The organism is Lentzea sp. NBRC 105346 (assembly GCF_030269605.1).
GTDB lineage: Bacteria > Actinomycetota > Actinomycetes > Mycobacteriales > Pseudonocardiaceae > Lentzea.
Window position 1 is genome coordinate 204,654 of sequence record NZ_BSTQ01000003.1, and the last position, 21,336, is coordinate 225,989.

Genomic DNA, 21,336 nt, shown 5'->3' on the forward strand with positions numbered 1-21,336 from the left:
AGCCGCCGGATGTCCGAGTGGCACAAGAGCAGCTACAGCCCGAACGCCAGCGACTGCGTCGAGGTCAGGTGGCGCAAGAGCAGCTACAGCCCCACCGCCAGCGACTGTGTCGAGGTGGGGCACGGTGTCGGCATTCGGGACAGCAAGTCTCCCGCCGCCCACCTCGCCCTCGATGCCCCCGCCTGGACCGCGTTCCTGGCCGCCGCGAAGTCCGGCGGGTTCGCCGGCCGATGAGCGAGCGTCGCTGGCCCGAGCCCATGGCCCACGACGAGTTGCAGCTCCAGTGGGACTTCCTGGATTTCCTCCGCCACACCGCCGTCATGAAGGTCGAAGGTCTGACGCGCGATCTGGCCGCCGCCGCACCTGTGCCCACATCCCCGAAGATGACGGTGCTCGGCGTGTTGAAGCACCTCATCGCGGTTGAGCGCTACTGGTTGTGCATCGCGGGCGGCGGGTCGGATCTTCCCTCGTTGTGGCAGGGTAGTCCGGATCCGTCGTGGAATCTGTCCGAAGAGGACACTCCGTCGAGCCTCATCGCCAAGTATCGCGACGAGTGGGCGAACGCCAAGGACGCGCTCAGCGGTCGGAAGCCGGATGATCTCTCGGCTAATGGCGACTTCACTGTTCGGTGGATCATGCAGCACGTGACTCAGGAGACTGCCCGGCACGTGGGGCACCTGGACTTCCTTCGCGAGTTGGCTGATGGGGAGGTGGGTGAGTAACGCGGCCTGCGGCCGCGACACGAGGCATGCCTCCTTCGTCGGCGTGCCTCGTACCGAGAAAAGATGGCTGGCTTTGGGCGTGGGTCCCGATCCGTTGGCTGGGTTGCGTTCGTTCGGTGCGGTTGCGGGCGTGGCTGGGATGAGGTGGCTGGAGTTGGCACCGTTTTGCTATGCGTCAGCTCACCATGTGCAGGGGGTTACGTCTCGGCTGACGTAGCGGGTCGAGGAACGCCGGTGGGATGAAGTACGGGATTCCATTGCGGAGCTTCACTTCCCACTCGCTGTGATGGATCAGGTCGTGATGTCGGCGGCACAGCAGCACGCCGTTGTGCAGGCTCGTCCTGCCGCCATCGGCCCAGTGTGTGACGTGGTGGCCTTCACAGTGCCGTGGTGGCCGGTTGCAGCCCGGGGAACGCGCAGCCCCGGTCCCGTGCGACGAGGGCTCGGCGTAAGCCGCTGTTGAACAGCCGCGCTTTGCGGCCGACGTTGAGCGGCTGCGAGCGGCTGCCCAAGACGATCGGGATGACGCCTGCCTCGCAGGCCAGCTTGCGCAGCTGCTTGACCGGGATGCGTTCCTGGTTGTCCAGCACCGCGTGACCCGTCTTCGCGGCCAGGTCGTCGTAGGACACCGTCATGGCCAGGGTGACGGTCTCGCCGCCGTGCTCGGGCAGCACGTCCGCGCGCAGCACCAGGTCGACCAGCTCGGCGAACGCGTCACCCTGCCGCTCGGCGTAGGTACGAGTGTCGGGGCCCTCGAGGTCGTCGGCGGGCTGGGGCTGTGCCTGCGGATCCGAGCCTTCCGGGCGGGCGCGGCGCGGCTTGGCCAGCGGGTCCAGCATCGCCTCCAGCTTGGCGCCGGTCTCCGGCCCCAAATCGAAGTTGCCCCGGTACCGGCCACGTTCCCACCGCGCCACCAGCTTGTCGCTGGGCGGCGCCGGATCCTTCTCGTCGGGTTCGGGGTCGTTCTGGAACAGGTGGTAGACCACCCTGCGGCCGAAGTCACGGATCGCGCCCGGCTCGAACGTCCGGCCGAACTCCGCCAGCTGCCGCTCGACGAACGCCGTCTTGTCCGCGGTGGCATCGGCGGGCACGTTCTTCATCGCCCTGGCGATCGCGTCGACATGCTCCTCGGTCAGCTCGCCCTCAGCCATGGCCTCGGCGGTGGCCGGGCGTTCGGGCTCGATCGACGCGCCAGTAGGACCCAGCTGATGCATCAGCAGCCGCGCCCGGCGTCGCTTCGCCTTCGACACACTCGGATCCCAATGCACCCGATCCTTCAACACCCCGACCAGGTCCTTGTAGCCCAGCTCGGCGGCCAGGCCACGCCGGTCCATCTCGGCAATCCAGCGCAGCAGCCGCTCATGACGCACACGGATCTAACGGCAAGATCACGACCGGATAACGCGTTTACCTGCGAAAACGTGTGACACGATCGGGTGAATCAAAGATCAAGCTCAAGCCACCCGGAGGCATGCCTCGTGTCGCGGCCGCAGGCCGCACCCAAAGCCCAACCGGAGCATTACCGAAGAGTATTTCCGAAACCCTGGATAGAGTGGATTGTTTGCGCTCCGCCAGGCCAAGGAGTAGTCAATGTACGATGGAATCGCGCAAAAGATCGTAGCCATCCTGGAGGAAGTCAAGCCGCCAAAGGAGTTGATTTCACAGGTAGGCCGAGTCAACGACTTCCCGCGCCTCCTCCGCGCGCTACACGAGGTGGAAAGGTTCATCGCGGACAGCATCACGCTGGAATTAGTCAAGTACGACACCGAGACGGCCATCGCGAGACAAACGGACTACAGTCCGCTGATCTTCAAGCACGCCGACATCGCGTTCCGCGTGTACGAGACGGTCGTCTCCACTCCAGGAGCCGTGCCAGAGGGCAGCGGCGATCTCGCCAAGGCGCTGTCGAGCTTCCAGATCGGCCGCACGATCTCAACCGACGAGACCCTCAAGGCCATGGAACTGGAGTTTCTCGGTGCCGTGCGGGCGTTCCTCGCGCTCTCCCTGTGGGTCTCCGCGGAGGGCAAGCCCGGTCAGCGGCTCATCGCGTCACTGGCCCAGACCGGCAAGACGATCACCATCGGGATCGCCTACAAGTCCAAGCCGAGCAGCCTGATGGCCGACCCGAACGCACGCGGCGTGCACGCGACGGCGGCTCCGGACGCGGCTGCGATGACCGAGCAGGAAACGGAAGCGCAGGCACGCGACCGCCTGTCGAAAATCGTTAGAGGCCCCGGCGGGGAAAGCGTAATCACCGCACCCGTTTATGCTGGAACGTTGGAGGACCCGACGAAGGCATTCAAGAACACGACGGTACGCGACGCTTTGTGGAGCATTCTTCGCGGATCGGTTTCGTTCAACCAGAAGGGCGACCCGTACTTCTCCCCGAGCCGGGTCGAGCTGATGCACGAACTGATCCACGTCGACCACAACGCGCGCGGCGAGAACCGGGCGGACCTACCGTTGAACAAGCAGGCCCGTGACGTGTGGAAGGACGCCGAGGAGTTCTGGACCATCGAGGCGGGCGACCTGACGGAGAGCGACTTCGCCCGTGACCTCGTCCTGCCGAGGCGGCGCTCGCACTCCGGGCTGCGGCTGCACGCGTTCGACCCGAAGTCCGCGGACGCGCAGAAGTCGCTCAAGAAGCACTTCGAGTACGAGCCCGACTAGGACTGGGCCGTCGGGTGGATGAACTCACCACCCGCTCGAGCACCGGCCTCACGCAACGCCGACAGGGCGTCGCGTAGCAGGGGGTTGGTGTTGGCGGACCGGTGCACCGCGGACACGTGGCGCCGCAAAGGCTTCTGCCGCAACGGCATCGCGTGCACACCGGGCGACGGCTTGTACCCCAGAGCCGGCACCAGCGCCACACCAACCCCGGCGGACACCAGCGACTGCACGACGTCGTAGTCGTTGCTGCGGAACGCGATTCGCGGCGCGAACCCCGAAGCGGCGCACAGTCGCACAAGGCAGGTCGCACCGGAAGTCCCGTCACGGGAAGCGATCCAGCGTTCGCCGGCCAGGTCGTCCAACCGCACCGCAGGCCGGGCGGCGGGATGCCCGGCGGGCACCAGAACCAACAGGGACTCGTCGAGCAACGGGAGAACGGTCAGCTCCTCCGGCCACGTCACCGGCACGAGGTCGTACGAGTAGACGAGCGCCAAGTCGAGCTCGCCGGACAACACCAGCGGCAGCACGTCGTCGGGTTCGGCCTCGTCGAGCCGGATCTCGGCGTCCGGCAGCTCGGCCGAGAGCCGGGCCACCGCGAACGGCACGACGCGGGCCGAGGCGGTGGGGAACGTGCCGAGGCGCAGGCGCCCGCGCAGCCCCTGGACCATCGCGCGGATCTCGTGCTCGAAGCCGTCCCACGCGGCCAGCAGCTCGCCGCCACGGTCCGCGATGAGCAACGCCGCCGAGGCGGGACGGATGCTGTGCGCCTCGCGTTCGAACAGGGTCACGCCGACCGCGCGTTCGAAGGCGCTGATCTGCTGCGATACGGCCGAGGACGTGTAGCCGAGACGGCGCGCGGCCTCGGCGAACGAGCCGGTGCGCACCACCTCGACGAGCGTGCGCAGGTGGACCGGATTCAGCACCAGGACAGCTTATGCTGAGAAGGCCTGAGGTCCGCTACCCCTGGCGGACGAACGCCACAGGTACCAGGCTTGAAAGCATGCCGTACGTCTCCACGAACCCCGCGAACCCCAACGACGTGGTCACCGAGGTCCAGCTCGCCACAAGCAGCGACTTCGTCGACGCCGCCCGGCGCGCCAAGCAGGCCCAGCGCGAGTGGGCGAAGGTGCCGGCCCCGATCCGCGGCCAGGTCATCGGCAACATCGGCCGGCTCGTCGAGGCCAACGCCGAGCAGCTGGCCCAGCTCGTGACCCGCGAGATCGGCAAGCCGATCGCGGAGGCGCGCGGCGAGGTGCAGGAGATCGTCGACACGTGCAACTTCTTCGTCGGTGAGGGTCGCCGCCTATACGGCATGACCGTGCCGTCGGAGATGCCGGACAAGCAGCTGTTCACGTTCCGCAACCCGGTCGGCGTCGCGGCGATCATCACCGCGGGCAACTTCCCGGTGGCCGTGCCGTCCTGGTACATCGTCCCCGCCCTGCTCTGCGGCAACTCGGTGGTGTGGAAGCCCGCCGAGTACTCCGCGGCCAGTGCGCAGGCCTTCTACGAAATCTTCCAGGCCGGCGGCATCCCGGACGGGGTGTTCAACGTCGTCTTCGCCGAGGGGTCGGAGACGTACGACGGTCTGGAGCGGGCCCTGACCGAGGGACTGGTGGACAAGGTCGGCTTCACCGGGTCCAGCGAGGTCGGCGTGCGGATCGGCGAGCTGTGCGGCCGCCACCTGCAGACGCCGTGCCTGGAGCTGGGCGGCAAGAACCCGATGGTCGTCACCGAGGACGCGGACCTCGACCTGGCCGTGCAGGGCGCGCTGTTCGCCGGGTTCGGCTCGGCCGGTCAGCGCTGCACCTCGCTGGGCACCGCGATCGTGCACGAGTCCGTGTACGACGAGTTCCTGCGCAAGTTCGTGGCGGCCGTCGAAAGCGCCGTCGTCGGTGACCCGACCGGTGACGTGCTGTACGGGCCGCTGCTGGACGAGAAGTTCGCGCTGTCGTACGAGAAGTACCTCGGCTGGATCGGCGAGCACCACACCGTGCACGGTCCGACCGGACGCATCACCGAGGCCAACCCGCGCAACGGGTTCACCGGCGGCGACGGCTTCTTCTACCATCCCGCGATCGTCAGCGGCGTGCGGAAGACCGACGAGCTGTTCCTGCAGGAGACGTTCGGCCCGATCGTCGGCGTGACGAAGTACTCCACTTTGGACGAAGCCATCGAGCTCGGGAACCTGCCGGGCTACGGGCTTTCCTGCTCGATCTACACGACCGACCCGAACAAGGCGTTCCGGTTCCGTGCCGGCATCGGCGCGGGCATGGTCAGCGTCAACAACTCGACGTCCGGTGCCGAGGCGCACCTGCCGTTCGGCGGCAACGGCAAGTCCGGCAACGGTTCCCGCCAGTCCGGCGTGTGGGTGCTCGACCAGTTCACCCGCTGGCAGTCGATGAACTGGGACTACTCGGGCAAGCTGCAGAAGGCCCAGATGGACACCCTGGAGATCGAGGCCGACCTTGATTTCCGACTCAGCTGAGGTAGTCATCGTCGGTGGCGGGGTGATGGGCACGTCCATCGCCTTTCACCTCGCCGAGGCCGGTGTGCGTGATGTCGTTCTCGTCGAACGGGACGAGCTCGGCTCCGGGTCGACCTGCAAGGCCGCCGGTGGCGTGCGGGCGCAGTTCTCCGACGAGCTGAACATCCAGCTGGGTGCGCGGTCGCTGGAGGCGTTCAAGCGGTTCAGTGAGCGGCCCGGCCAGGAGATCGACCTGCACCAGGTCGGGTACCTGTTCCTGTTGTCGGATCCCGCGCACGTCGAGGCGTTCGAGCGCAACGTGGCGCTGCAGAACTCGCTCGGCGTGCCGTCGCGGATGATCAGCGTGGCGGAAGCTCGCGCCATGTCGCCGTTGATCAGCACCGAGGGGCTGCTCGCCGCGGCCTACTCCCCCGACGACGGCCACTGCACGCCCGAGTCGGTCGTGCTCGGGTACGCCACGGCGGCCCGCCGGCTCGGCGCCCGGCTGCACACGCACACGGCCGTGACCGACATCCTGATGTCCGGCAACGACATCACGGGTGTGGTGACCGACCGCGGCACGATCCGCACGAACGCCGTGATCTGCACGGCCGGTGTGTGGGCGCCTTCGATCGGTGAGATGGTCGGGGTCGATCTGCCCGTGGTTCCGTTGCGGCGCCAGGTGATGTTCACCGAGCCGATGCCCTCGCTCGACCCCGTGGTGCCGTTCACGATCGACTTCGCCTCGACGTTCTACTTCCACCGTGAGGGCCGCGGCCTGCTGTTCGGCATGTCGGACCCGGAGGAGACACCGGGGTTCAAGCTGGACGTGTCCGATGCCTGGATGCCCCGGCTGACCGCCGCGATCGAGAAGCGGGCGCCGTCGTTGCTGGACGTCGGCGTGCGGACCGGGTGGGCCGGGCTGTACGAGGTGTCGCCGGACCACAACGCGATCATCGGCGAGTCCCGTGGCGTGTCGCGTTTCCTCTACGCCACCGGGTTCTCCGGGCACGGCTTCCTGCAGGGCCCGGCGGTCGGCGAGATCATCCGAGACCTCTATCTGGAGCGCGCGCCGATGTTCGACGTGTCCTCTTTGGACGTCACCCGCTTCGCCGCGGACGAGACGCGCCCCGAACTCAACGTCGTGTAAGGGAAAGTGATGACGGACGTTCTGCAGCTCATGGACGAGTGGGGACCGGAGAAGGTCGTCGCCGTCTCGGACCGCCGCACCGGGATGAAGGGCGTGCTGGTCATCGACAACACCGCCCGCGGCATGGGCAAGGGCGGCACCCGGATGAGCCCGACCGTGACCACGGCCGAGATCGCGCGGCTCGCCCGCGTGATGACGTGGAAATGGGCCGGGGTCGACCTGTTCTTCGGCGGCGCCAAGGCGGGCATCGTGTTCGACCCGTCGTCGCCGGACAAGGAAGCCGCGCTGCGGGCGTTCGCGCGCAAGCTCTCCAACGAGGTGCCGCGCGAGTACGTGCTGGGCCTCGACATGGGGCTGACCGAGCGCGACGCGGCGATCGTGCAGGACGAGCTCGGCGATCGCGGGGCCATGATGGGCGCGCCTGCCGCGCTCGGTGGTCTGCCGTACGACGAGCTGGGCGTCACCGGGTTCGGCGTCGCCGAGGTCGCGGACGAGCTGATGTCGTTGGAAGGCAAGCGGATCGCGATCCAGGGGTTCGGCGCGGTCGGCGCGGCGGCGGCGAAGCGGTTCGTGGAGCTGGGCGCTGCCGTGGTGGCCGTGTCGTCGGTGCACGGCGCGCTGCACGACCCGGACGGTCTGGACATCACGCGCCTGTTGAAGCTGCGTGCGTCGTACGGTGACCTGGCGGTCAAGGAGTACGGGCCGGTGCAGGCGCTCGGCACCGAGCTGCTCGTGCCGTGTGACGTGCTCGTCCCGGCCGCGTTGCAGGACGTGATCGACGACGAGATCGCCGGGCACCTCAAGGCGTCGTTGATCGTCGAGGGTGCGAACCTGCCGACTTCCGTTGCGGCGCAGGACGTACTGGCTTCGCGCGGCATCACGGTCGTGCCGGACTTCATCGCGAACGCGGGTGGTGTGGTCGCGGCGGCATACGGGATGGATGCGCGGTACTCGCCGTTCCCGGTGAACCCCGCGACCGTGCTGGACGCGGTGTCGGCCAAGCTGCGCGCCAACGCCGCGCACGTGATCGTCGAGTCGCGCAACCGCTCGGTCACCACGCACGTGGCCGCGCGTTCGCTGGCGCAGGAGCGGGTGCTGGAGGCGATGAAGCTGCGGGGCCGGGTCGCATGACCCCCGCGAGTCTTACCTTCCGGCACCCCGTGTCTTACGTTCCCGCACCGGTGCCAGGGAGGGCGACAGCATGAACGTAAGACACACGGGGCCGGAGCGTAAGACACGCGCGTTGGGTGGCTTGGTGATCGCCGACTTCAGCCGCGTGCTGGCGGCGCCGTACGCGACGATGATGCTCGGCGACCTCGGTGCCGAGGTGATCAAGGTCGAGCAGCCCGGCCGTGGCGACGAGACGCGCACGTGGGGTCCGCCGTGGGTCGAGGACGAGGCGACGTACTTCCTGTCGGTCAACCGCAACAAGAGCTCGGTGTTCATCGACCTGGGCACGCCCGAGGGTGTGGAGTCCGCTCGTCAGCTGATCGCACGGGCCGACGTCGTGGTCGAGAACTTCAAGCCGGGCACGATGAAGAAGTTCGGTCTCGACTACGAGTCGCTGGGCCGTGAGGACCTCGTCTACTGCTCGGTCACCGGGTTCGGTGCCGGGTCCGAGCTGCCCGGCTACGACCTGCTGGTGCAGGCGGTCGGCGGCCTGATGAGCATGACCGGCACCGACCAGCCGGTGAAGACGGGTGTCGCGCTGGTCGACGTGCTGACCGGGTTGCACGCCACCATCGGCATCCTGGCCGCGCTGCGGCATCGTGACGCGACCGGTCAGGGTCAGTTGGTCGAGCTCAACCTGTTGTCAGTTCTGCTGTCCAGCATGGTGAACCAGAGCGCCGGCTACGCGCTGGCCGGCGCCGTGCCGCGGTTCATGGGCAACCGGCACCCGTCGATCGCGCCCTACGAGGTGTTCCCGACCGCGGACCGGCCGATCGTCCTCGCCGTGGGCAACGATCGCCAGTTCGAGCGGCTCTGCGCCTCGCTGGACCTGCCGGTCGATCCGCGGTTCGCCACGAACACCTTGCGGGTGCAGCACGTCGACGAGTTGTACGAGGTGCTTTCCGCGCGGTTGCTCACGAAACCCGCGGAGCACTGGTTCTCGGTGCTCGACGTGCCGTGCGGTCCGGTGAACGACCTCGCCGCGGCGTTCGACCTGGCGTCGTCGCTCGGGCTCTCGCCGACCGTGGACATCGACGGGCTCTCGTTCGTGTCGAACCCGATCCGGATGTCGCGCACCCCAGTTTCCTACCGGCTTCGGCCACCACAGCTCAGGAGTGAATGATCGTGCAGGATCCGTTGCAGTTGCTGGACATCCAGTCGTTGCTGTCCGACGAGGACCGCGACATCCAGGCGACCGTCGCCGCGTATCTGACCGACCACGTGCGGCCGCACGTCCCCGAGTGGTTCGAGTCGGGTTCGCTGCCGCGTGAGCTGGCGCAGGAGCTGGGCAAGCTCGGCGTGCTGGGCATGCACCTCGAGGGGTACGGGTGTGCGGGCACGTCGGCCACCGCGTACGGCCTGGCGTGTCTGGAGCTGGAGGCCGTGGACAGCGGCGTCCGCAGCTTCGTGTCCGTGCAGGGCTCGCTGTCGATGTTCTCGATCTGGAAGTACGGGTCCGAGGAGCAGAAGCAGGAGTGGCTGCCGCGCCTGGCGTCCGGTGACGCGATCGGCTGCTTCGGCCTGACCGAGCCGGACTTCGGCAGCAACCCGAAGGGCATGCGCACCCGTGCGGTGCGGGACGGTTCCGACTGGATCCTCAACGGTTCCAAAATGTGGATCACGAACGGTGGGCTGGCCGACGTCGCCACCGTGTGGGCGAACACCGAGGAGGGATTCCGAGGATTCCTCGTACCCCGCGGCACGCCCGGTTTTTCGACGGTTGACATCAAGCACAAGCTGTCAATGCGAGCATCCGTCACTTCCGAGCTCGTTTTGGAGGACGTGCGGCTGCCCGATTCGGCGCGACTGCCGCACGCGGTTTCGTTGGGCGCGCCTTTGTCGTGCCTGAACGAGGCGCGCTTCGGCATCGTGTTCGGCGCGGTCGGCGCGGCGCGCGACTCTTTGCAGGCGGCGCTTTCCTATTCCGGTACGCGCGTGCAGTTCGACAAGCCGATCGCCGCGTTCCAGCTCACGCAGCGCAAGCTGGCCACGATGACCGTGCAGGTGTCGAACGCGATGCTGCTGGCGCTGCACCTGGCGCGGCTGAAGGAAGCCGGCACGTTGCGTCCGGAACAAATCAGTGTGGGCAAATACAACAACGTGGAAGCCGCGATCGCGGTCGCCCGCGAGGCGCGGACCGTGCTCGGCGCGAACGGCATCTCGCTCGAGTACTCGCCGCTGCGACACGCCAACAACCTCGAGTCGGTACTGACTTACGAAGGTACTTCCGACATCCATTTGCTATCCATCGGCCACGCATTGACCGGAATCGCTTCGTTCCGCTGATCTCGCCTCTATCCTGCGAACGCCCCGCGGGACGGAGTCGAGGAGGGGAACCCTGACCGCGCCAGACGAACAGCGTGCCCGAAGTGCCGACCGCAGCGACGCTCGCCGCAACCGCAAGCGTCTGCTCGACGCGGCGACGCACGTGCTGCGAACGGAACCCGCCACGGCGACGATGCAGTCGATCGCCCAGCGCGCCGCGCTTTCCCAGGCCACCGCGTACCGGCATTTCTCGTCGCTGGACGCACTCGTCGTCGCCTACAACGAGGACGTGGTGGAGAGCCTGCGCGAGCACGGCCAACGCAGCAAGAAGACCGGCAAGGAGCTGTTCGAGCACGTGGTCGCCCGCTGGGTGAAGCTGCAGGGCGTGCACGGCCCGGTGATCGTGCGCGACCGGTCGCGGCGCGGGTTCCTGGAACGCCTGCGCAGCGGCGATCCCTTCGCTTTGCGGATTTGCGCGGCGTGGGACGCGCCGCTGCGCGGCGTACTGGCGGACCTAGGTTTGCCCGAGCAGTGGCTGGAGACGGCCCGGTTCCTGCACAACGTCCTGTTCGACCCGCGCGAGATCATCGACCTGACGAAGGCGGCCGGTCTGACCGAGGCCGCCGTCGTCAGGCGTCTGTGCGACGCGTTCTACGCCGCCTTACAGGGGTGGACGGGTCGTGAATGCTGATCAGGGCAAGGTGACGAACGGGCGCAGGAAGTCACGCGCCCCAGCGGTGTCGAGCCGGTAGACGACGTTCGTCGCGTAGCACGGCGTGTCACCGGTGATCGTCGTGGCAGCCAGCGTCAGCTTCCCGTCGATGACGGCGAAGTTGGGCCCGCCCGAGTCGCCGTAGCAGGCGCCGCCGTTACCCTGCGGCGCGGTCATGGCGAGCCGCACCCACGCGTTGTTGAGCGCGTCGAACGTGACCGGTGCCTTCATCCGCACGCCACCACCGGGGTGCGTCTGCCCACCCGGCTGCCGCTGCGCTTCCTGTGTGCCGTAGCCCGCGACCGTCCACGACGTGTCTTTCAGTTTTTGCTGGTCGAGCTTGTTCTCGGTCGGGAGCGTGGCCGCGGTGAACGTCCAGCGAGCCCTCATCTCCTTCGCGGGCACCTCGATCACCGAGATGTCGTGCGGATCCGAGGCCGGGCCGGGGTAAGCCGGGTGCGAGTGCGCGACGCCCTGCACACCCACGGCCGCCGCGATCTGCGCGGGCGTGCCGGTGGCGTGGTCGAGCGCCGACTGCACGTCCTGGTGCAGCGACACGTAGAACCTCACGTTCGCCGGCCAGTCGGTCGTGCAGTGCGCGGCGGTGAGGAACGTGTCGGCGTCGATCATCGTGCCGCTGCACACCCAGTCGACGCGATCGGGTGTGGCGGGGTTGTCGTCGTTGTCCCAGGTCGCTACCAGCGCGCCCACTTCGGTGCGTTCGGGCGCCGGGACGGCGTTGTAGGAGTTGATCGCGGACGCGGGTTGCGCGGCCACGGCGAGGACGGCGGCGGTGGCCACGGTGATGCTTCTCAAACGCATGCTTGAAGCTCCTTCGACGGCGTGCGCGGGAGTTAACCCCGTGCACGCCGTCGAGGACAGGTTTCACAGATGACGTATCAGCAGGCCTTGACCTTGTAGAGGTGCGCGCTCACCTTCGGCTTGCCGTCCAGCGGGTTCTCGCCGGCGATCCCACCAGCGGCGATCTTGTCCAGCGTCTTGAGCCCCTCGGGCAGGATCGTGCCGAACACCGAGTAGTTGGGCCGCAGAATCGAGTCCGTCTGCACGAAGAAGAACTGGCTGCCGTTCGTGTCCGGCCCCGCGTTGGCCATCGCGACCGTGCCGCGCGGGTAGATCCGCCGCTGACCGGTCGGGTCGTTGGGCGCCGGCTTCAGATCGGTCGGCAGCTCGTCCTTGTACTTGTAGCCGGGCCCGCCCTCACCGGTGCCGGTCGGGTCGCCGCACTGCAGCACCTTCAGCGTGGTGTACGCGGTCAGCCGGTGGCAGTCGGTGTCGTTGTAGAAGCGGTGGTTCGCGAGGTGCACGAAGCTGTGCACGGTGCACGGGGCCTTCGCGCGGTCGAGGAGCAGCGGGATGTCGCCCTGGCTCGTCTTGATGCTGACGTAGACCTTGCCCTTGGTGCGCCACGGATCCTGCGGGATGGACACCGGACGAGCGGGAGGTTCGTCCGGTGTCTTCGTGAACCCGCACGCGGGGCGTTCAGCCGCCTGAGCGCTGCCGACGGTGATGAATCCGACGGCCAGTGCCACAGCCGCCGCGCATGCCGCGATTCGCCTCATGCGCGATTGTCTAACGGGTGCTGGGGGTGGCGGCAATCATTCACCGATGACGCGGGTGGTCTGGGCGTCGGTTTCGTGGTCCGGGCCGTAGGCGCGGTGGTCCAGGGGGCGATTTCGCGGGTCCTGGGGCGGGGCGCTGCGGTGCTTGCGAGTGCGATTGGGGCTTGACGCCGCCAACCACAACCAGACCTAGTTGTCGGTGTCCTCGGTGATGGTGAACTCACACCGAGCGGGGTTCCCGGTCTGCCGGACCTCAGGCTCCTTCTCGACCTGCAGCACACACGTCAGGTCCCCGGAACCCTCGACCGGCTTCACGGACACCCACGTCTGCCCCAACCCGTTGGCGATGAACGCCCGCCGCTTCACCGGCAACTGCTGCGTCTCGGTCCACGTGGTACCCGCAGCCGGATCCTTGCCGGTGATCTCAACCGACCCGGTGCCGTCGATCGAGTAGAAGACCTCGTAGGTATAGCTCTTCGTGCCACAAGCCGCCACCGCGAGCAGGAAGGGAGGGATGAACAGCAGGAGTTTCTTCATGTGCACCAGTTTGTCCAGGTCCATTGTGGAGCGCTTCTGCCGCGAGACCGGTTGCCCCTCTTACTTTTGGCCGACCAGACGCGACTCCCACGCCCACGCCGCGATCTCCACCCGGTTCCGAGCATCCAACTTCGACTGAACCGAAGCCAGATGCGTCTTCACCGTGCCGATGGAAATGAACAACTCCCCCGCGATCTCGGCGTTCGTGCGTCCCACAGCCACGAGCCGCACCACGTCCAGCTCGCGCGCCGACAAGGAGTGCGAACGCACGGGCGCGGGCGGATTCAGGTGCTGCAGCAGACGAACCGTGATGGACGGGGACACCAAAGCATCGCCGGTGTAGGCCGCACGCACGGCTTCCAGCAACAAAGCAGGACCGGCGTCCTTCAGCAGGAACCCGCACGCGCCGTTGCGCAGTGCGGTGTGGATGTACTCGTCGTGATCGAACGTGGTGACCACCACGACGTTCACGAAAGAAGCTATCTGCGACAACGCTTCCAGGCCGTCCATGCGCGGCATGCGGATGTCCATCAACGCCACGTCGGGCTTCGTACTGCGCGCCAGAGCCACGGCCTGGACGCCGTCCTCCGCCTCCGCCACCACCTCGATGTCCGGCTCGGCACCCAGGATCATGCCGAAACCCACGCGGACCATCGCCTGGTCGTCCGCGACCATCACCTTGATCGTCATGCACCCGTCCTCGGCACGGCCGCGTCCACGACCCAGCCTCCGTCGATACCCGGCCCCGCCTTGATCCTGCCGCCCAGCGCCTGCACCCGCTCGGTCAGGCCGAGCAGACCGAAACCCTTGCCCTCGCTCCGTGGAGCCTTTCCGTCGTTGGTCACGCGCACGGTGACCCAGTCGTCGGTGCTGTCCAACGAAACCGCCACAAAAGAAGCGTCAAGAGCGTGCCGGCGGACGTTGGTCAACGCCTCCATCACCACCCGGTAGACCGACGACGTCACCTCGACCGGGAGGTCGTCGACCGGGCCGTTCACGCTCAGCGTCGCCTGCGGGCCGAAGCCGGTGACCAGGTCGGACAGCTCCGAGATGCCGGCCAGCGGGGCGATCGGCGCGTCGATGCGCAGCATGCCGACCATGCGGCGCATCGCGGTCATCGCCTCGCTGCCCGCGTGCTCGATGCGCTCCAACGCCTGAGCGGCGGCAGAGGGGTCACGAGAAACGATGCGGCGCGCGCCCTGGGCCAGCACCACGATGCCGGTGACGTGGTGGCCGACGAAGTCGTGCAGGTCGCGGGCGAACTCGGCTCGTTGCTCGGCCTGCACCGCGGCCAGCTGCCTTGACCGGGCGGATTCCAGCAGGCGCAGGTAGCCGACTACCGCGATCAGTGCCACGCCGATCACCAGCAGGATCAGCGAGAAGATCCACGCCCGCTCGCCGGTCAGCGTCTCCCACGGCTGGACCACGATCGCGAACAGGACCAGCACGACGATCGGCGCCTGCCACCACGAGCGGGCGCGCAGCGTCGTCACCAGGAGCACGCCGAACAGCGACGCCGTCTCCACCAGGCCCCAGTTGGTCTCGCGGTCCGGGTTGAAGAACACCCCGCACACGGAAGCCAGCGCGGCCAGCACGGCTAGCAAGGGATGCGGGCGGAACCACGCGATCGCCGGCAGCACGAAGATGACCAGCGCGAACGGCGCGAACCAGCGGTCGGCCGCCGGGAACCTGAGCAGGCCCGTGTTGATGTCGAACAGGGCGAGCCCGCCCAGGCCGGCTAGTGCGGCCAACCGCCAGTACCACTTCATGCCGGTGAGCCTATTCAGTCCCATGAACTCCGCAGATCGGCCGAAAGACAGACCCCTCCCTTGCTGCGGGCCGATGTTCGTGAGGCGGTCCACACGGGAGTGTCGAAGCGTGAACACTTCCACCAGCGCCGTGGCCGCGCAGAACCTCGTCAAGGTCTACGGCTCCGGCGACAACTCGGTTCGAGCGCTCGACGGTGTGACGGTCGGGTTCCCGCGCGCGGCGTTCAGCGCGATCATGGGGCCGTCGGGGTCCGGCAAGTCGACGTTGATGCACTGTCTCGCGGGTCTCGACACCGCGACGTCCGGGCACGCGCTGCTCGGCGGCACCGACCTGACCGGCCTGAACGACCGGCTGCTCACCCGTGTGCGGCGCGAACGGATCGGGTTCGTCTTCCAGGCGTTCAACCTGCTGCCGACGATGTCCGCGGCCGACAACATCACGTTGCCGCTGACGCTGGCGGGCAAGAAGCCCGACCGCAAGTGGATGGCACAGCTGGTCGACGTCCTCGGACTCAACAACCGGCTCGACCACCGGCCCAGCGAGATGTCCGGCGGCCAGCAGCAGCGCGTCGCGCTGGCACGGGCGCTGGTCACGCGGCCCGAGGTCGTGTTCGCCGACGAGCCGACCGGCAACCTCGACTCGAAGTCCAGCGCGGAGGTGCTCGGCCTGCTGCGCGGGTCGGTGCGCCAGTTCGGGCAGACCGTCGTCATGGTCACGCACGACCCGAACGCCGCCCGGTACGCCGATCACGTCGTCACCATGGCCGATGGGCGGGTGGCGGCATGACCAGGCGGTGGGGCCAGAACCTGTTCCCGGTCGTCTCGATCATGATCGCGGCATTCTTCGCGTACGGCACGGTGCTCGCGAAGGAAATCACCGTCCGGTCGCTCAACAACATCAAGCCGACCCAGCTGCACGAGGTGTTCGCGCTGCTCGGCGCGTTCGTCGTGGTCGCGATGATCGCGGCGGCGCTGGTGTCCACGTCGACGTTCCGCATCGTGTTCGCGCAACGGATGCGCAAGCTCGCGCTGCTGCGGGCGATCGGCGCCGGCCGGCTGACGCTCGCGCGCAAGCTCGTCGCCGAGGGCGCGCGGACCGGGCTGCTCGCGTCCATCGCCGGGGTGGCGCTCGCGCTCGCCGCAGGTCAGCTCGTGCCGGTGTTCGGGCTGGCCACGCCGGGTTTCCCGGTGCCGGAGGCGATCGGTGTCGTGGCCGGGTCGTTCGTGCTCACGACGCTGGCCGTGCTCGCGCCCGCGTTCAACGCCGCGAAGGTGTCGCCGCTCGAGGCGCTGCGCACGTCCGCGGTGCAGGACACCAAGAGCGCGATCGGATGGCCGCGCTGGGCCCTCGGCCTCGCGCTCGCCGGCGGAGCCGCGTTCATGGTGCGCAAGGTCATCATCGAGGGCTTCGCGGACCGCATCCGGCCGCCCGGCCTGACCGAGGAGCTGTTGCTGTCCACCGTGGTGAGCGCCGCGCTCGCGTTCGGCGCGCTGATCTGCCTCGGTCCGGCGCTGATCGGCCCGCTGTTGCGGGGCTTCAGCCTGCCGCTGCGCCGGCTCGGCCCGGTCGGCGGCCTCGCGATCAGCGGTGTCGGCGGGGCGCCGCGCCGGGCCGCGTCGATCACGACCGTCGTCGCGCTCGGCGTCGCGCTGGTGATCGGCTCGATGGTCGGCGCGGAGACCATGCGCAGCCTCGGCAAAGCCGAGATGGCGAGCGCCTACCCGGCCGACCTGGAGATCACCGGACCGGTCGAGCCGCGGTCCGGACTCACCGACGTGCTGCCCTACCGGCGGATCGAGGTGAAGCTGGACAACGGAGTCCAGCCGATGATCATGCGGGTGTCCGACCTGAACCTGCGCGGGCTGCGCGACCTGGCCGACTTCCGGTTCGACGGAAACCTTCAGGACATGGGGCCGGGCAAGATCGTCCTGTCGATGAAGACCGCGGAACGGCTGCACCTCGCGATCGGCGACCGGATCCCCGTGAAGTCCGAGACCGGCGAGGTCACGCTGACCGTCGCGGCCACCGCGTTCGGCGGCGTGCCGCTGGGGTCCAGCGCCGTGCTCGATCCGTCCGATGTGGACAAACTTGGTGGGCCGAAGACGCCGGACGGCGCGCTGGCCAACGGTCCGCTCGAAGCGGCACAGGGACTCGACGTCGAGTCGCTGGCCGCCAAGCGCGCGGCGAAGGAGAACTACTTCTTCTCGCTGTTCGCCGTCGCGATCGGTCTGATGCTCCTGACCATGCTGATCGCGGTCGTCGGTGTCGGCTCGACAACGGCGTTGTCGGTGCTGGAACGCACCAACGAGTCCGGCCTGCTGCGCGCGATCGGGCTGTCCCGCCGCGGGCTGCGCCGGATGGTCACGACCGAGGCCTTCCTGTACGGCGCGATCGGTACCGTTCTCGGCCTGGCGCTCGGCATTCCGTACGCCTGGCTGGGCATCGTCTCGCTGGGCGTCAACTGGCCGTTGCAGATCCCGCTCGCGGGAGTTGCGCTGGTCGTGGTCGGTCTGGGCGCGTTGACCGTCCTCGCCGGACTCCTCCCGGCGCGGCGCGCGTCCCGCACGAGTCCGGTCGCCGCACTGGCCGATGTTTAGGCCGTGAATACAGCCGGGGTACCCGATGAACTCGCGACACCCAGATGAGAGGGGAAATCAATGGGTTTCGACGAGCTGAAGGACAAGGCCAAGGACATGCTCGGCAAGCACGGTGACAAGGCCGACCAGGCCGTTGACCGCGCTGGTCAGATTGCTGACGAGAGGACCGGCGGCAAGCACACCGAGCACATCGACAAGGCCGAGGAGAAGGCCAAGGAAGGCCTGCGGAACTTCGGGAACCAGCAGTAGATCGCCCGGTCCGGCGCCAGTCGAGACGATCCTCTAGACGATCGTCGATTGTCGCCGGACCGCCCGCCGCTCAGCATCGGGCGCATGTTCAATCCGCAAGATCCCGATTTCGTGCAGGACCCTTACCCGGTGTACCGCACGTTACGAGAGCGCTCTCCCGTCTACTTCTCGGAAGCGCTGAACGGCTGGCTGTTCACCCGGCACGCCGACGTCCAGAAGGTGCTGAACCACCCGAAGATCATCCGTCCGCCGGTGGGCGACATCCTGTTCAGCCGGCTCCCGGAAGACGTGCGAGCCGAGCTGCGGGTGTTCGAACGGCGGCTCGGTTCGATGCTGCCGATCCTCAACCCGCCGGAGCATACGCGGCTGCGGTCGGCCGTGGCGCAAGCGTTTGACCGGGACGTGTCGGAGGCACTGCGGTCGCGGATCGAACGCCGGGTCGACGAGCTGCTGGACAAGCTGGAGGAGGCCGGTCGCGGCGAACTGCTGGAGGACTACGGCTACCAGATCCCGACGTGGGTGATCATGGAGCTGTGCGGCCTGCCGCAGGAGGACCTGTCGCTGGTCAAGGAGCTCGTCACCGGCATGACGCCAATCCTCGGGCAGGCTCTGCCGTCGGAGGATCCCGTCGGCGTCACCCGGACCGCGGCCGCGGCGATGGACCGGTTCAGCGCGTACGTCGAGAAGCACGTCGCCGAAGTCCGCAAGACGCCGCGCGACGACCTGTTGACCCGACTCGCCGACGCGCCGCTGTCCCCGGACGACCTGACGCTGACCGTCCTCGTCCTGCTCATCGCGGGCACGGAGACGACGACCCACTACATCACCAACGCCATCCACACGTTGCTGCAACACCCCGACCAGCTGGAACGGCTGTACGACGAGCCCGGACTGCTCGAGACCGCAGCCGACGAGCTGCTGCGCTTCGAGGGACCGGTGCCGTTCGCGACGCCCCAGGTCGTCCGCGACCCGATCGAGATCGGCGGGCAGCAACTGGAACCGGGCGCGCTCGTCTACCCGGTGATCGGCGCGGCCAACCGCGATCCGGAGCGGTTCACCAACCCCGAGGGGCTCGACCTCGCCCGGCCGCTGGGCAGTGTGCTGTCGTTCGGCGGCGGCATCCACTTCTGCATCGGCCGCCATCTCGCACGGATGGAGGCACAGATCGCGATCGGCGGGATCGTGCGGCGGTTCCCCAAGCTGCGCCACGACGACGCGGAGCCGGTTCCGGTGTGGCGGGCCGACCCGGTGCTACGCGGACTGGCCGCCCTACCCGTGATCACCTGCTGACCTGACGAACCACACGGCCAGCTGCGCTCGGGACCGCACCCCCAGCTTGTCCCGCGCCTGCCGCAGGTGAGCCGCGACGGTCGCCGGCGAGTTGCCCAACCGACGGGCGATCTGCCGGTTGGTCAGCCCGTCGGCGACCAGCGCGACCACGGTCATCTCCTGCTCGCTCAGCACACCGTCCGGCCGCGGCCGGACCGGCCCCGCCAACGCGAACTCCGCCGCGTCCGCCAGCGGAACCGGGCGCGCCGACGCGATCAGCTCGGCGTCCAGCGCGGCATCCAGCTGTTGCTGCCACCCTGGCTCGTTCACCTGCCCGGCCCGCTCGCGGATACCGGCGGCGCTGGCGGCGAGCCGGGCCGCCCAGGCATCGTGACCACGCCGCGCCGCGACGAGCGCCAGCCCCTCGATCGAGTACGGGACCTGGTTCGGGTTGGTGCGGTCGAGCTCCAGCGACTCGGCGAACAGCGCCTGTGCCGCATCGTCGTCACCGCGTTCCAGAGCCAGCGTGCCCGCGGTGTGCAGCATGACGGCGAGCTTGCGCGGCACGTCCTGATCACGCAGCACGGCAAGGCCCTCGTCCAGCAACGCCACCGCGGCCGCCCGGTCACCCCATTCGATCTCGGCCCAGGCGGAGTTGTTCAGCACGGTCCCCAGCGCGACCGGTTCGTCGTGTGCCCGCAGGATCTCGAGCGCCTGGCCATAGGCCTCGCGAGCCTCGTCGACGCGCCCGAGGAACCGCAGCGCCGCGCCGCGTCCGTGCAGCGCGGCGGCCCGCAGACCGGGCGCCTCGGTGCGCACGGCGTCGGCGGCCGCGAGGGCCGTGTCGTAGTCGCCCAGCGCCCCGGCGACGCCGGACAGCTCAGCGAGCACCTGTCCTCGTTGTGGCGCACGGGTCAGCACCCGGCGCGCCTCTTCGAGGTTCCCTCGGGCCACCCAGCTCGTGGCGAGGGCGTAGGCGATCAGTTCCTGCCGCGGATCGTTGTGCTCGATGGCCCAGTCGAGCGCGACCCGCACGCTCTGCCAGTGCCCGTCGAGCGCGCGCAGGACGGCAGGGGGCGCGGAGAACCGTTCGGCGTGCGGTGCGAGCTGGTCGTGCACCCACGCGGCCAGCCGCTCACCGGCGTCGCCGGTCCCCAGCTCCCGGCCGTGCGCGCGGATGGACTCCAGCATCCGATAGCGGCCGGGTTCGGTGTGCAGCAACGACTTCGCGGCCAGCTCGTCGAGCAGGTGCAACGCCGGCCGTCCGCACACGGCGTCGGCCATCTCCAGCGGGAACGGCCCGGCGAGCACCGACAACGCGCGGAACGCCGCCTGCCCGTCGGCGGACAGCAGGTCGTAGCTCCACCCGACCGCGGCGCTCAGGCTGCGGTGCCGCGGGCTCGCGGTGCGGTATCCGGTGGTGAGCAGATCGTCCAGCCGGGCGAGGACGTCCTGCACCGGCAACAGCCGCACCCACGGCGCGGCCAGCTCGATCGCGAGCGGCAGGCCGTCGAGCCGGGTGCAGAGCTCGGCGACGCCCGCGGCCGGTTCGAACCGCGGGTCGGCCGCTTTCGCCCGATCGGTGAACAGGCGAACGGCCGCGGTGGTGTCCAGTCCGGACAGCGGGTAGGTCCGCTCCCCCGGCACCCGCAGCGCCTCGCGGCTCGTGGCCAGCACGGTCAGCCGGGGACATTCCCGCACCAGACGGTCCACAATGGACGCACATGCGGCGATGACGTGCTCGCAGTTGTCCAGCAGGAGCAACAACTCCCGTGACTGCAGCGCGACGAGCGGAACGCCGATCGTGCGCGCGATGACCGCGGGCACCAGGTCACCGTCGTTGATCTCGGCGAGGTCGACGAACCACGTGCCGTGTTCCGGGCTGAACCCGGCCGCGACCTCGGTGGCCAGCCGGGTCTTGCCGCAGCCCGCCGGTCCGGTGAGCGTGACGAGCCGGTGCTCGCGCACCATCCTGGTGAGCGCGGCCAGGTCGCCGTCCCGGCCGACGAAGCTGTCGGCGCTCACGCGCACGGTGGCGGGCCGGGCGCGGTCGCGATAGGCGCGCTGGCGACACTTCGGTGAGCAGTACTTGGCCCGGCGCGCACCGGTGAGCACAGCGCCGCACGCGGCGCATCGGCCGGTGGAGACGGACATGGCGTGACGGTACTGCAGATCATCCGA

The 21,336-nt window shown here is 68.6% G+C and carries 21 protein-coding genes and 1 pseudogene; 13 read left to right on the plus strand and 9 right to left on the minus strand.

The window, feature by feature from the left end:
• Positions 1–9: 9 nt before the first annotated feature.
• Both QSK35_RS08425 and QSK35_RS08430 read left to right on the plus strand, forming a co-directional pair.
• Positions 10–234 carry a DUF397 domain-containing protein gene (locus QSK35_RS08425; protein WP_285743934.1) on the plus strand — a complete coding sequence of 75 codons (225 nt, stop codon included), beginning with the start codon at positions 10–12 and terminating at the stop codon, positions 232–234.
• A 23-nt stretch (positions 235–257) separates the two neighbouring features.
• Entirely contained in the window at positions 258–722 is a 465-nt protein-coding gene (locus QSK35_RS08430; protein ID WP_285743936.1) for a DinB family protein, read from the plus strand.
• 175 nt (positions 723–897) lie between these two features.
• Here QSK35_RS08430 and QSK35_RS42690 read toward each other — a convergent pair.
• Together QSK35_RS42690 and QSK35_RS08435 are read right to left on the minus strand one after the other, a co-directional pair.
• Positions 898–1,068: pseudogene (locus QSK35_RS42690) on the minus strand (hypothetical protein); the annotation flags it as partial.
• A 31-nt stretch (positions 1,069–1,099) separates the two neighbouring features.
• A complete protein-coding gene (locus QSK35_RS08435; protein WP_285743938.1) occupies positions 1,100–2,056 on the minus strand; it encodes a DUF222 domain-containing protein in 957 nt (318 codons plus the stop codon).
• A 379-nt stretch (positions 2,057–2,435) separates the two neighbouring features.
• Here QSK35_RS08435 and QSK35_RS08440 point away from each other — a divergent pair, with 379 nt between their 5' ends.
• Entirely contained in the window at positions 2,436–3,392 is a 957-nt protein-coding gene (locus QSK35_RS08440) for a hypothetical protein (protein WP_285743940.1), read from the plus strand.
• On the opposite strand, the gene QSK35_RS08445 is transcribed toward QSK35_RS08440, so the two are convergent.
• Complete coding sequence (locus QSK35_RS08445; RefSeq protein ID WP_285743942.1) at positions 3,389–4,315, minus strand: LysR family transcriptional regulator; 927 nt, start codon at positions 4,313–4,315, stop codon at positions 3,389–3,391. The two genes, QSK35_RS08440 and QSK35_RS08445, sit on opposite strands and share 4 nt — an antisense overlap.
• Before the next feature lie 77 nt (positions 4,316–4,392).
• Between QSK35_RS08445 and QSK35_RS08450 the strand changes: the two genes are divergently transcribed.
• The 6 genes from QSK35_RS08450 to QSK35_RS08475 all read left to right on the plus strand — a co-directional run bounded on the left by QSK35_RS08450 (position 4,393) and on the right by QSK35_RS08475 (position 11,132).
• A complete protein-coding gene (locus tag QSK35_RS08450) occupies positions 4,393–5,877 on the plus strand; it encodes an aldehyde dehydrogenase family protein (protein WP_285743944.1) in 1,485 nt (494 codons plus the stop codon).
• Positions 5,858–7,006 carry an NAD(P)/FAD-dependent oxidoreductase gene (locus tag QSK35_RS08455; protein WP_285743946.1) on the plus strand — a complete coding sequence of 383 codons (1,149 nt, stop codon included), beginning with the start codon at positions 5,858–5,860 and terminating at the stop codon, positions 7,004–7,006. Before QSK35_RS08450 ends, QSK35_RS08455 begins: the two co-directional genes overlap by 20 nt.
• A gap of 9 nt (positions 7,007–7,015) precedes the next feature.
• A complete protein-coding gene (locus QSK35_RS08460; protein WP_285743948.1) occupies positions 7,016–8,137 on the plus strand; it encodes a Glu/Leu/Phe/Val family dehydrogenase in 1,122 nt (373 codons plus the stop codon).
• Positions 8,138–8,207: 70 nt separating this feature from the next.
• Positions 8,208–9,299: a CaiB/BaiF CoA transferase family protein gene (locus QSK35_RS08465; protein WP_285743952.1), complete on the plus strand. Its 1,092-nt coding sequence runs from the start codon at positions 8,208–8,210 to the stop codon at positions 9,297–9,299.
• Positions 9,296–10,462, plus strand: coding sequence for an acyl-CoA dehydrogenase family protein (locus tag QSK35_RS08470; RefSeq protein WP_285743953.1), 1,167 nt, complete (start codon positions 9,296–9,298; stop codon positions 10,460–10,462). The genes QSK35_RS08465 and QSK35_RS08470 overlap by 4 nt, the downstream gene beginning before the upstream one ends.
• Before the next feature lie 52 nt (positions 10,463–10,514).
• Complete coding sequence (locus QSK35_RS08475; protein WP_285744475.1) at positions 10,515–11,132, plus strand: TetR/AcrR family transcriptional regulator; 618 nt, start codon at positions 10,515–10,517, stop codon at positions 11,130–11,132.
• Here QSK35_RS08475 and QSK35_RS08480 read toward each other — a convergent pair whose 3' ends face one another.
• The 5 genes from QSK35_RS08480 to QSK35_RS08500 all read right to left on the minus strand — a co-directional run bounded on the left by QSK35_RS08480 (position 11,133) and on the right by QSK35_RS08500 (position 15,039).
• Positions 11,133–11,975: a trypsin-like serine protease gene (locus tag QSK35_RS08480; protein WP_285743954.1), complete on the minus strand. Its 843-nt coding sequence runs from the start codon at positions 11,973–11,975 to the stop codon at positions 11,133–11,135.
• 77 nt (positions 11,976–12,052) lie between these two features.
• Entirely contained in the window at positions 12,053–12,733 is a 681-nt protein-coding gene (locus tag QSK35_RS08485) for a peptidylprolyl isomerase (RefSeq protein WP_285743956.1), read from the minus strand.
• Between the two features lie 189 nt (positions 12,734–12,922).
• Positions 12,923–13,270 (minus strand): hypothetical protein, encoded by a 348-nt coding sequence (locus QSK35_RS08490; RefSeq protein WP_285743958.1) that lies wholly within the window; start codon positions 13,268–13,270, stop codon positions 12,923–12,925.
• 60 nt (positions 13,271–13,330) lie between these two features.
• Entirely contained in the window at positions 13,331–13,960 is a 630-nt protein-coding gene (locus QSK35_RS08495; protein WP_285743960.1) for a response regulator, read from the minus strand.
• Positions 13,957–15,039 (minus strand): sensor histidine kinase, encoded by a 1,083-nt coding sequence (locus QSK35_RS08500; protein WP_285743962.1) that lies wholly within the window; start codon positions 15,037–15,039, stop codon positions 13,957–13,959. The genes QSK35_RS08495 and QSK35_RS08500 overlap by 4 nt, the downstream gene beginning before the upstream one ends.
• Before the next feature lie 109 nt (positions 15,040–15,148).
• Between QSK35_RS08500 and QSK35_RS08505 the strand changes: the two genes are divergently transcribed.
• The 4 genes from QSK35_RS08505 to QSK35_RS08520 all read left to right on the plus strand — a co-directional run bounded on the left by QSK35_RS08505 (position 15,149) and on the right by QSK35_RS08520 (position 19,176).
• On the plus strand, positions 15,149–15,826 hold the full coding sequence (locus tag QSK35_RS08505) for an ABC transporter ATP-binding protein (RefSeq protein ID WP_285743964.1): 678 nt from the start codon (positions 15,149–15,151) through the stop codon (positions 15,824–15,826).
• A complete protein-coding gene (locus tag QSK35_RS08510) occupies positions 15,823–17,637 on the plus strand; it encodes an FtsX-like permease family protein (protein WP_285743966.1) in 1,815 nt (604 codons plus the stop codon). Before QSK35_RS08505 ends, QSK35_RS08510 begins: the two co-directional genes overlap by 4 nt.
• Positions 17,638–17,697: 60 nt before the next feature.
• On the plus strand, positions 17,698–17,886 hold the full coding sequence (locus QSK35_RS08515; protein WP_285743968.1) for an antitoxin: 189 nt from the start codon (positions 17,698–17,700) through the stop codon (positions 17,884–17,886).
• Positions 17,887–17,970: 84 nt separating this feature from the next.
• Positions 17,971–19,176 (plus strand): cytochrome P450, encoded by a 1,206-nt coding sequence (locus tag QSK35_RS08520; protein WP_285743970.1) that lies wholly within the window; start codon positions 17,971–17,973, stop codon positions 19,174–19,176.
• Here the strand turns inward: QSK35_RS08520 and QSK35_RS08525 are convergent.
• Positions 19,156–21,309 (minus strand): ATP-binding protein, encoded by a 2,154-nt coding sequence (locus QSK35_RS08525; RefSeq protein WP_285743973.1) that lies wholly within the window; start codon positions 21,307–21,309, stop codon positions 19,156–19,158. The genes QSK35_RS08520 and QSK35_RS08525 overlap by 21 nt on opposite strands.
• Positions 21,310–21,336 lie beyond the last annotated feature (27 nt).

Excerpts from the sequence above, each read along its gene's own strand:
- QSK35_RS08430 (WP_285743936.1), top strand. The coding sequence starts at position 258 with ATGGCCCACGACGAGTTGCAGCTCCAGTGGGACTTCCTGGATTTCCTC.
- QSK35_RS08485 (WP_285743956.1), bottom strand. The coding sequence starts at position 12,733 with ATGAGGCGAATCGCGGCATGCGCGGCGGCTGTGGCACTGGCCGTCGGA.
- QSK35_RS08465 (WP_285743952.1), top strand. The coding sequence starts at position 8,208 with ATGAACGTAAGACACACGGGGCCGGAGCGTAAGACACGCGCGTTGGGT.
- QSK35_RS08510 (WP_285743966.1), top strand. The coding sequence starts at position 15,823 with ATGACCAGGCGGTGGGGCCAGAACCTGTTCCCGGTCGTCTCGATCATG.
- QSK35_RS08470 (WP_285743953.1), top strand. The coding sequence starts at position 9,296 with ATGATCGTGCAGGATCCGTTGCAGTTGCTGGACATCCAGTCGTTGCTG.
- QSK35_RS08515 (WP_285743968.1), top strand. The coding sequence starts at position 17,698 with ATGGGTTTCGACGAGCTGAAGGACAAGGCCAAGGACATGCTCGGCAAG.
- QSK35_RS08525 (WP_285743973.1), bottom strand. The coding sequence starts at position 21,309 with ATGTCCGTCTCCACCGGCCGATGCGCCGCGTGCGGCGCTGTGCTCACC.
- QSK35_RS08425 (WP_285743934.1), top strand. The coding sequence starts at position 10 with ATGTCCGAGTGGCACAAGAGCAGCTACAGCCCGAACGCCAGCGACTGC.
- QSK35_RS08480 (WP_285743954.1), bottom strand. The coding sequence starts at position 11,975 with ATGCGTTTGAGAAGCATCACCGTGGCCACCGCCGCCGTCCTCGCCGTG.
- QSK35_RS08520 (WP_285743970.1), top strand. The coding sequence starts at position 17,971 with ATGTTCAATCCGCAAGATCCCGATTTCGTGCAGGACCCTTACCCGGTG.
- QSK35_RS08435 (WP_285743938.1), bottom strand. The coding sequence starts at position 2,056 with ATGGACCGGCGTGGCCTGGCCGCCGAGCTGGGCTACAAGGACCTGGTC.
- QSK35_RS08500 (WP_285743962.1), bottom strand. The coding sequence starts at position 15,039 with ATGAAGTGGTACTGGCGGTTGGCCGCACTAGCCGGCCTGGGCGGGCTC.
- QSK35_RS08490 (WP_285743958.1), bottom strand. The coding sequence starts at position 13,270 with ATGAAGAAACTCCTGCTGTTCATCCCTCCCTTCCTGCTCGCGGTGGCG.
- QSK35_RS08450 (WP_285743944.1), top strand. The coding sequence starts at position 4,393 with ATGCCGTACGTCTCCACGAACCCCGCGAACCCCAACGACGTGGTCACC.
- QSK35_RS08495 (WP_285743960.1), bottom strand. The coding sequence starts at position 13,960 with ATGACGATCAAGGTGATGGTCGCGGACGACCAGGCGATGGTCCGCGTG.
- QSK35_RS08460 (WP_285743948.1), top strand. The coding sequence starts at position 7,016 with ATGACGGACGTTCTGCAGCTCATGGACGAGTGGGGACCGGAGAAGGTC.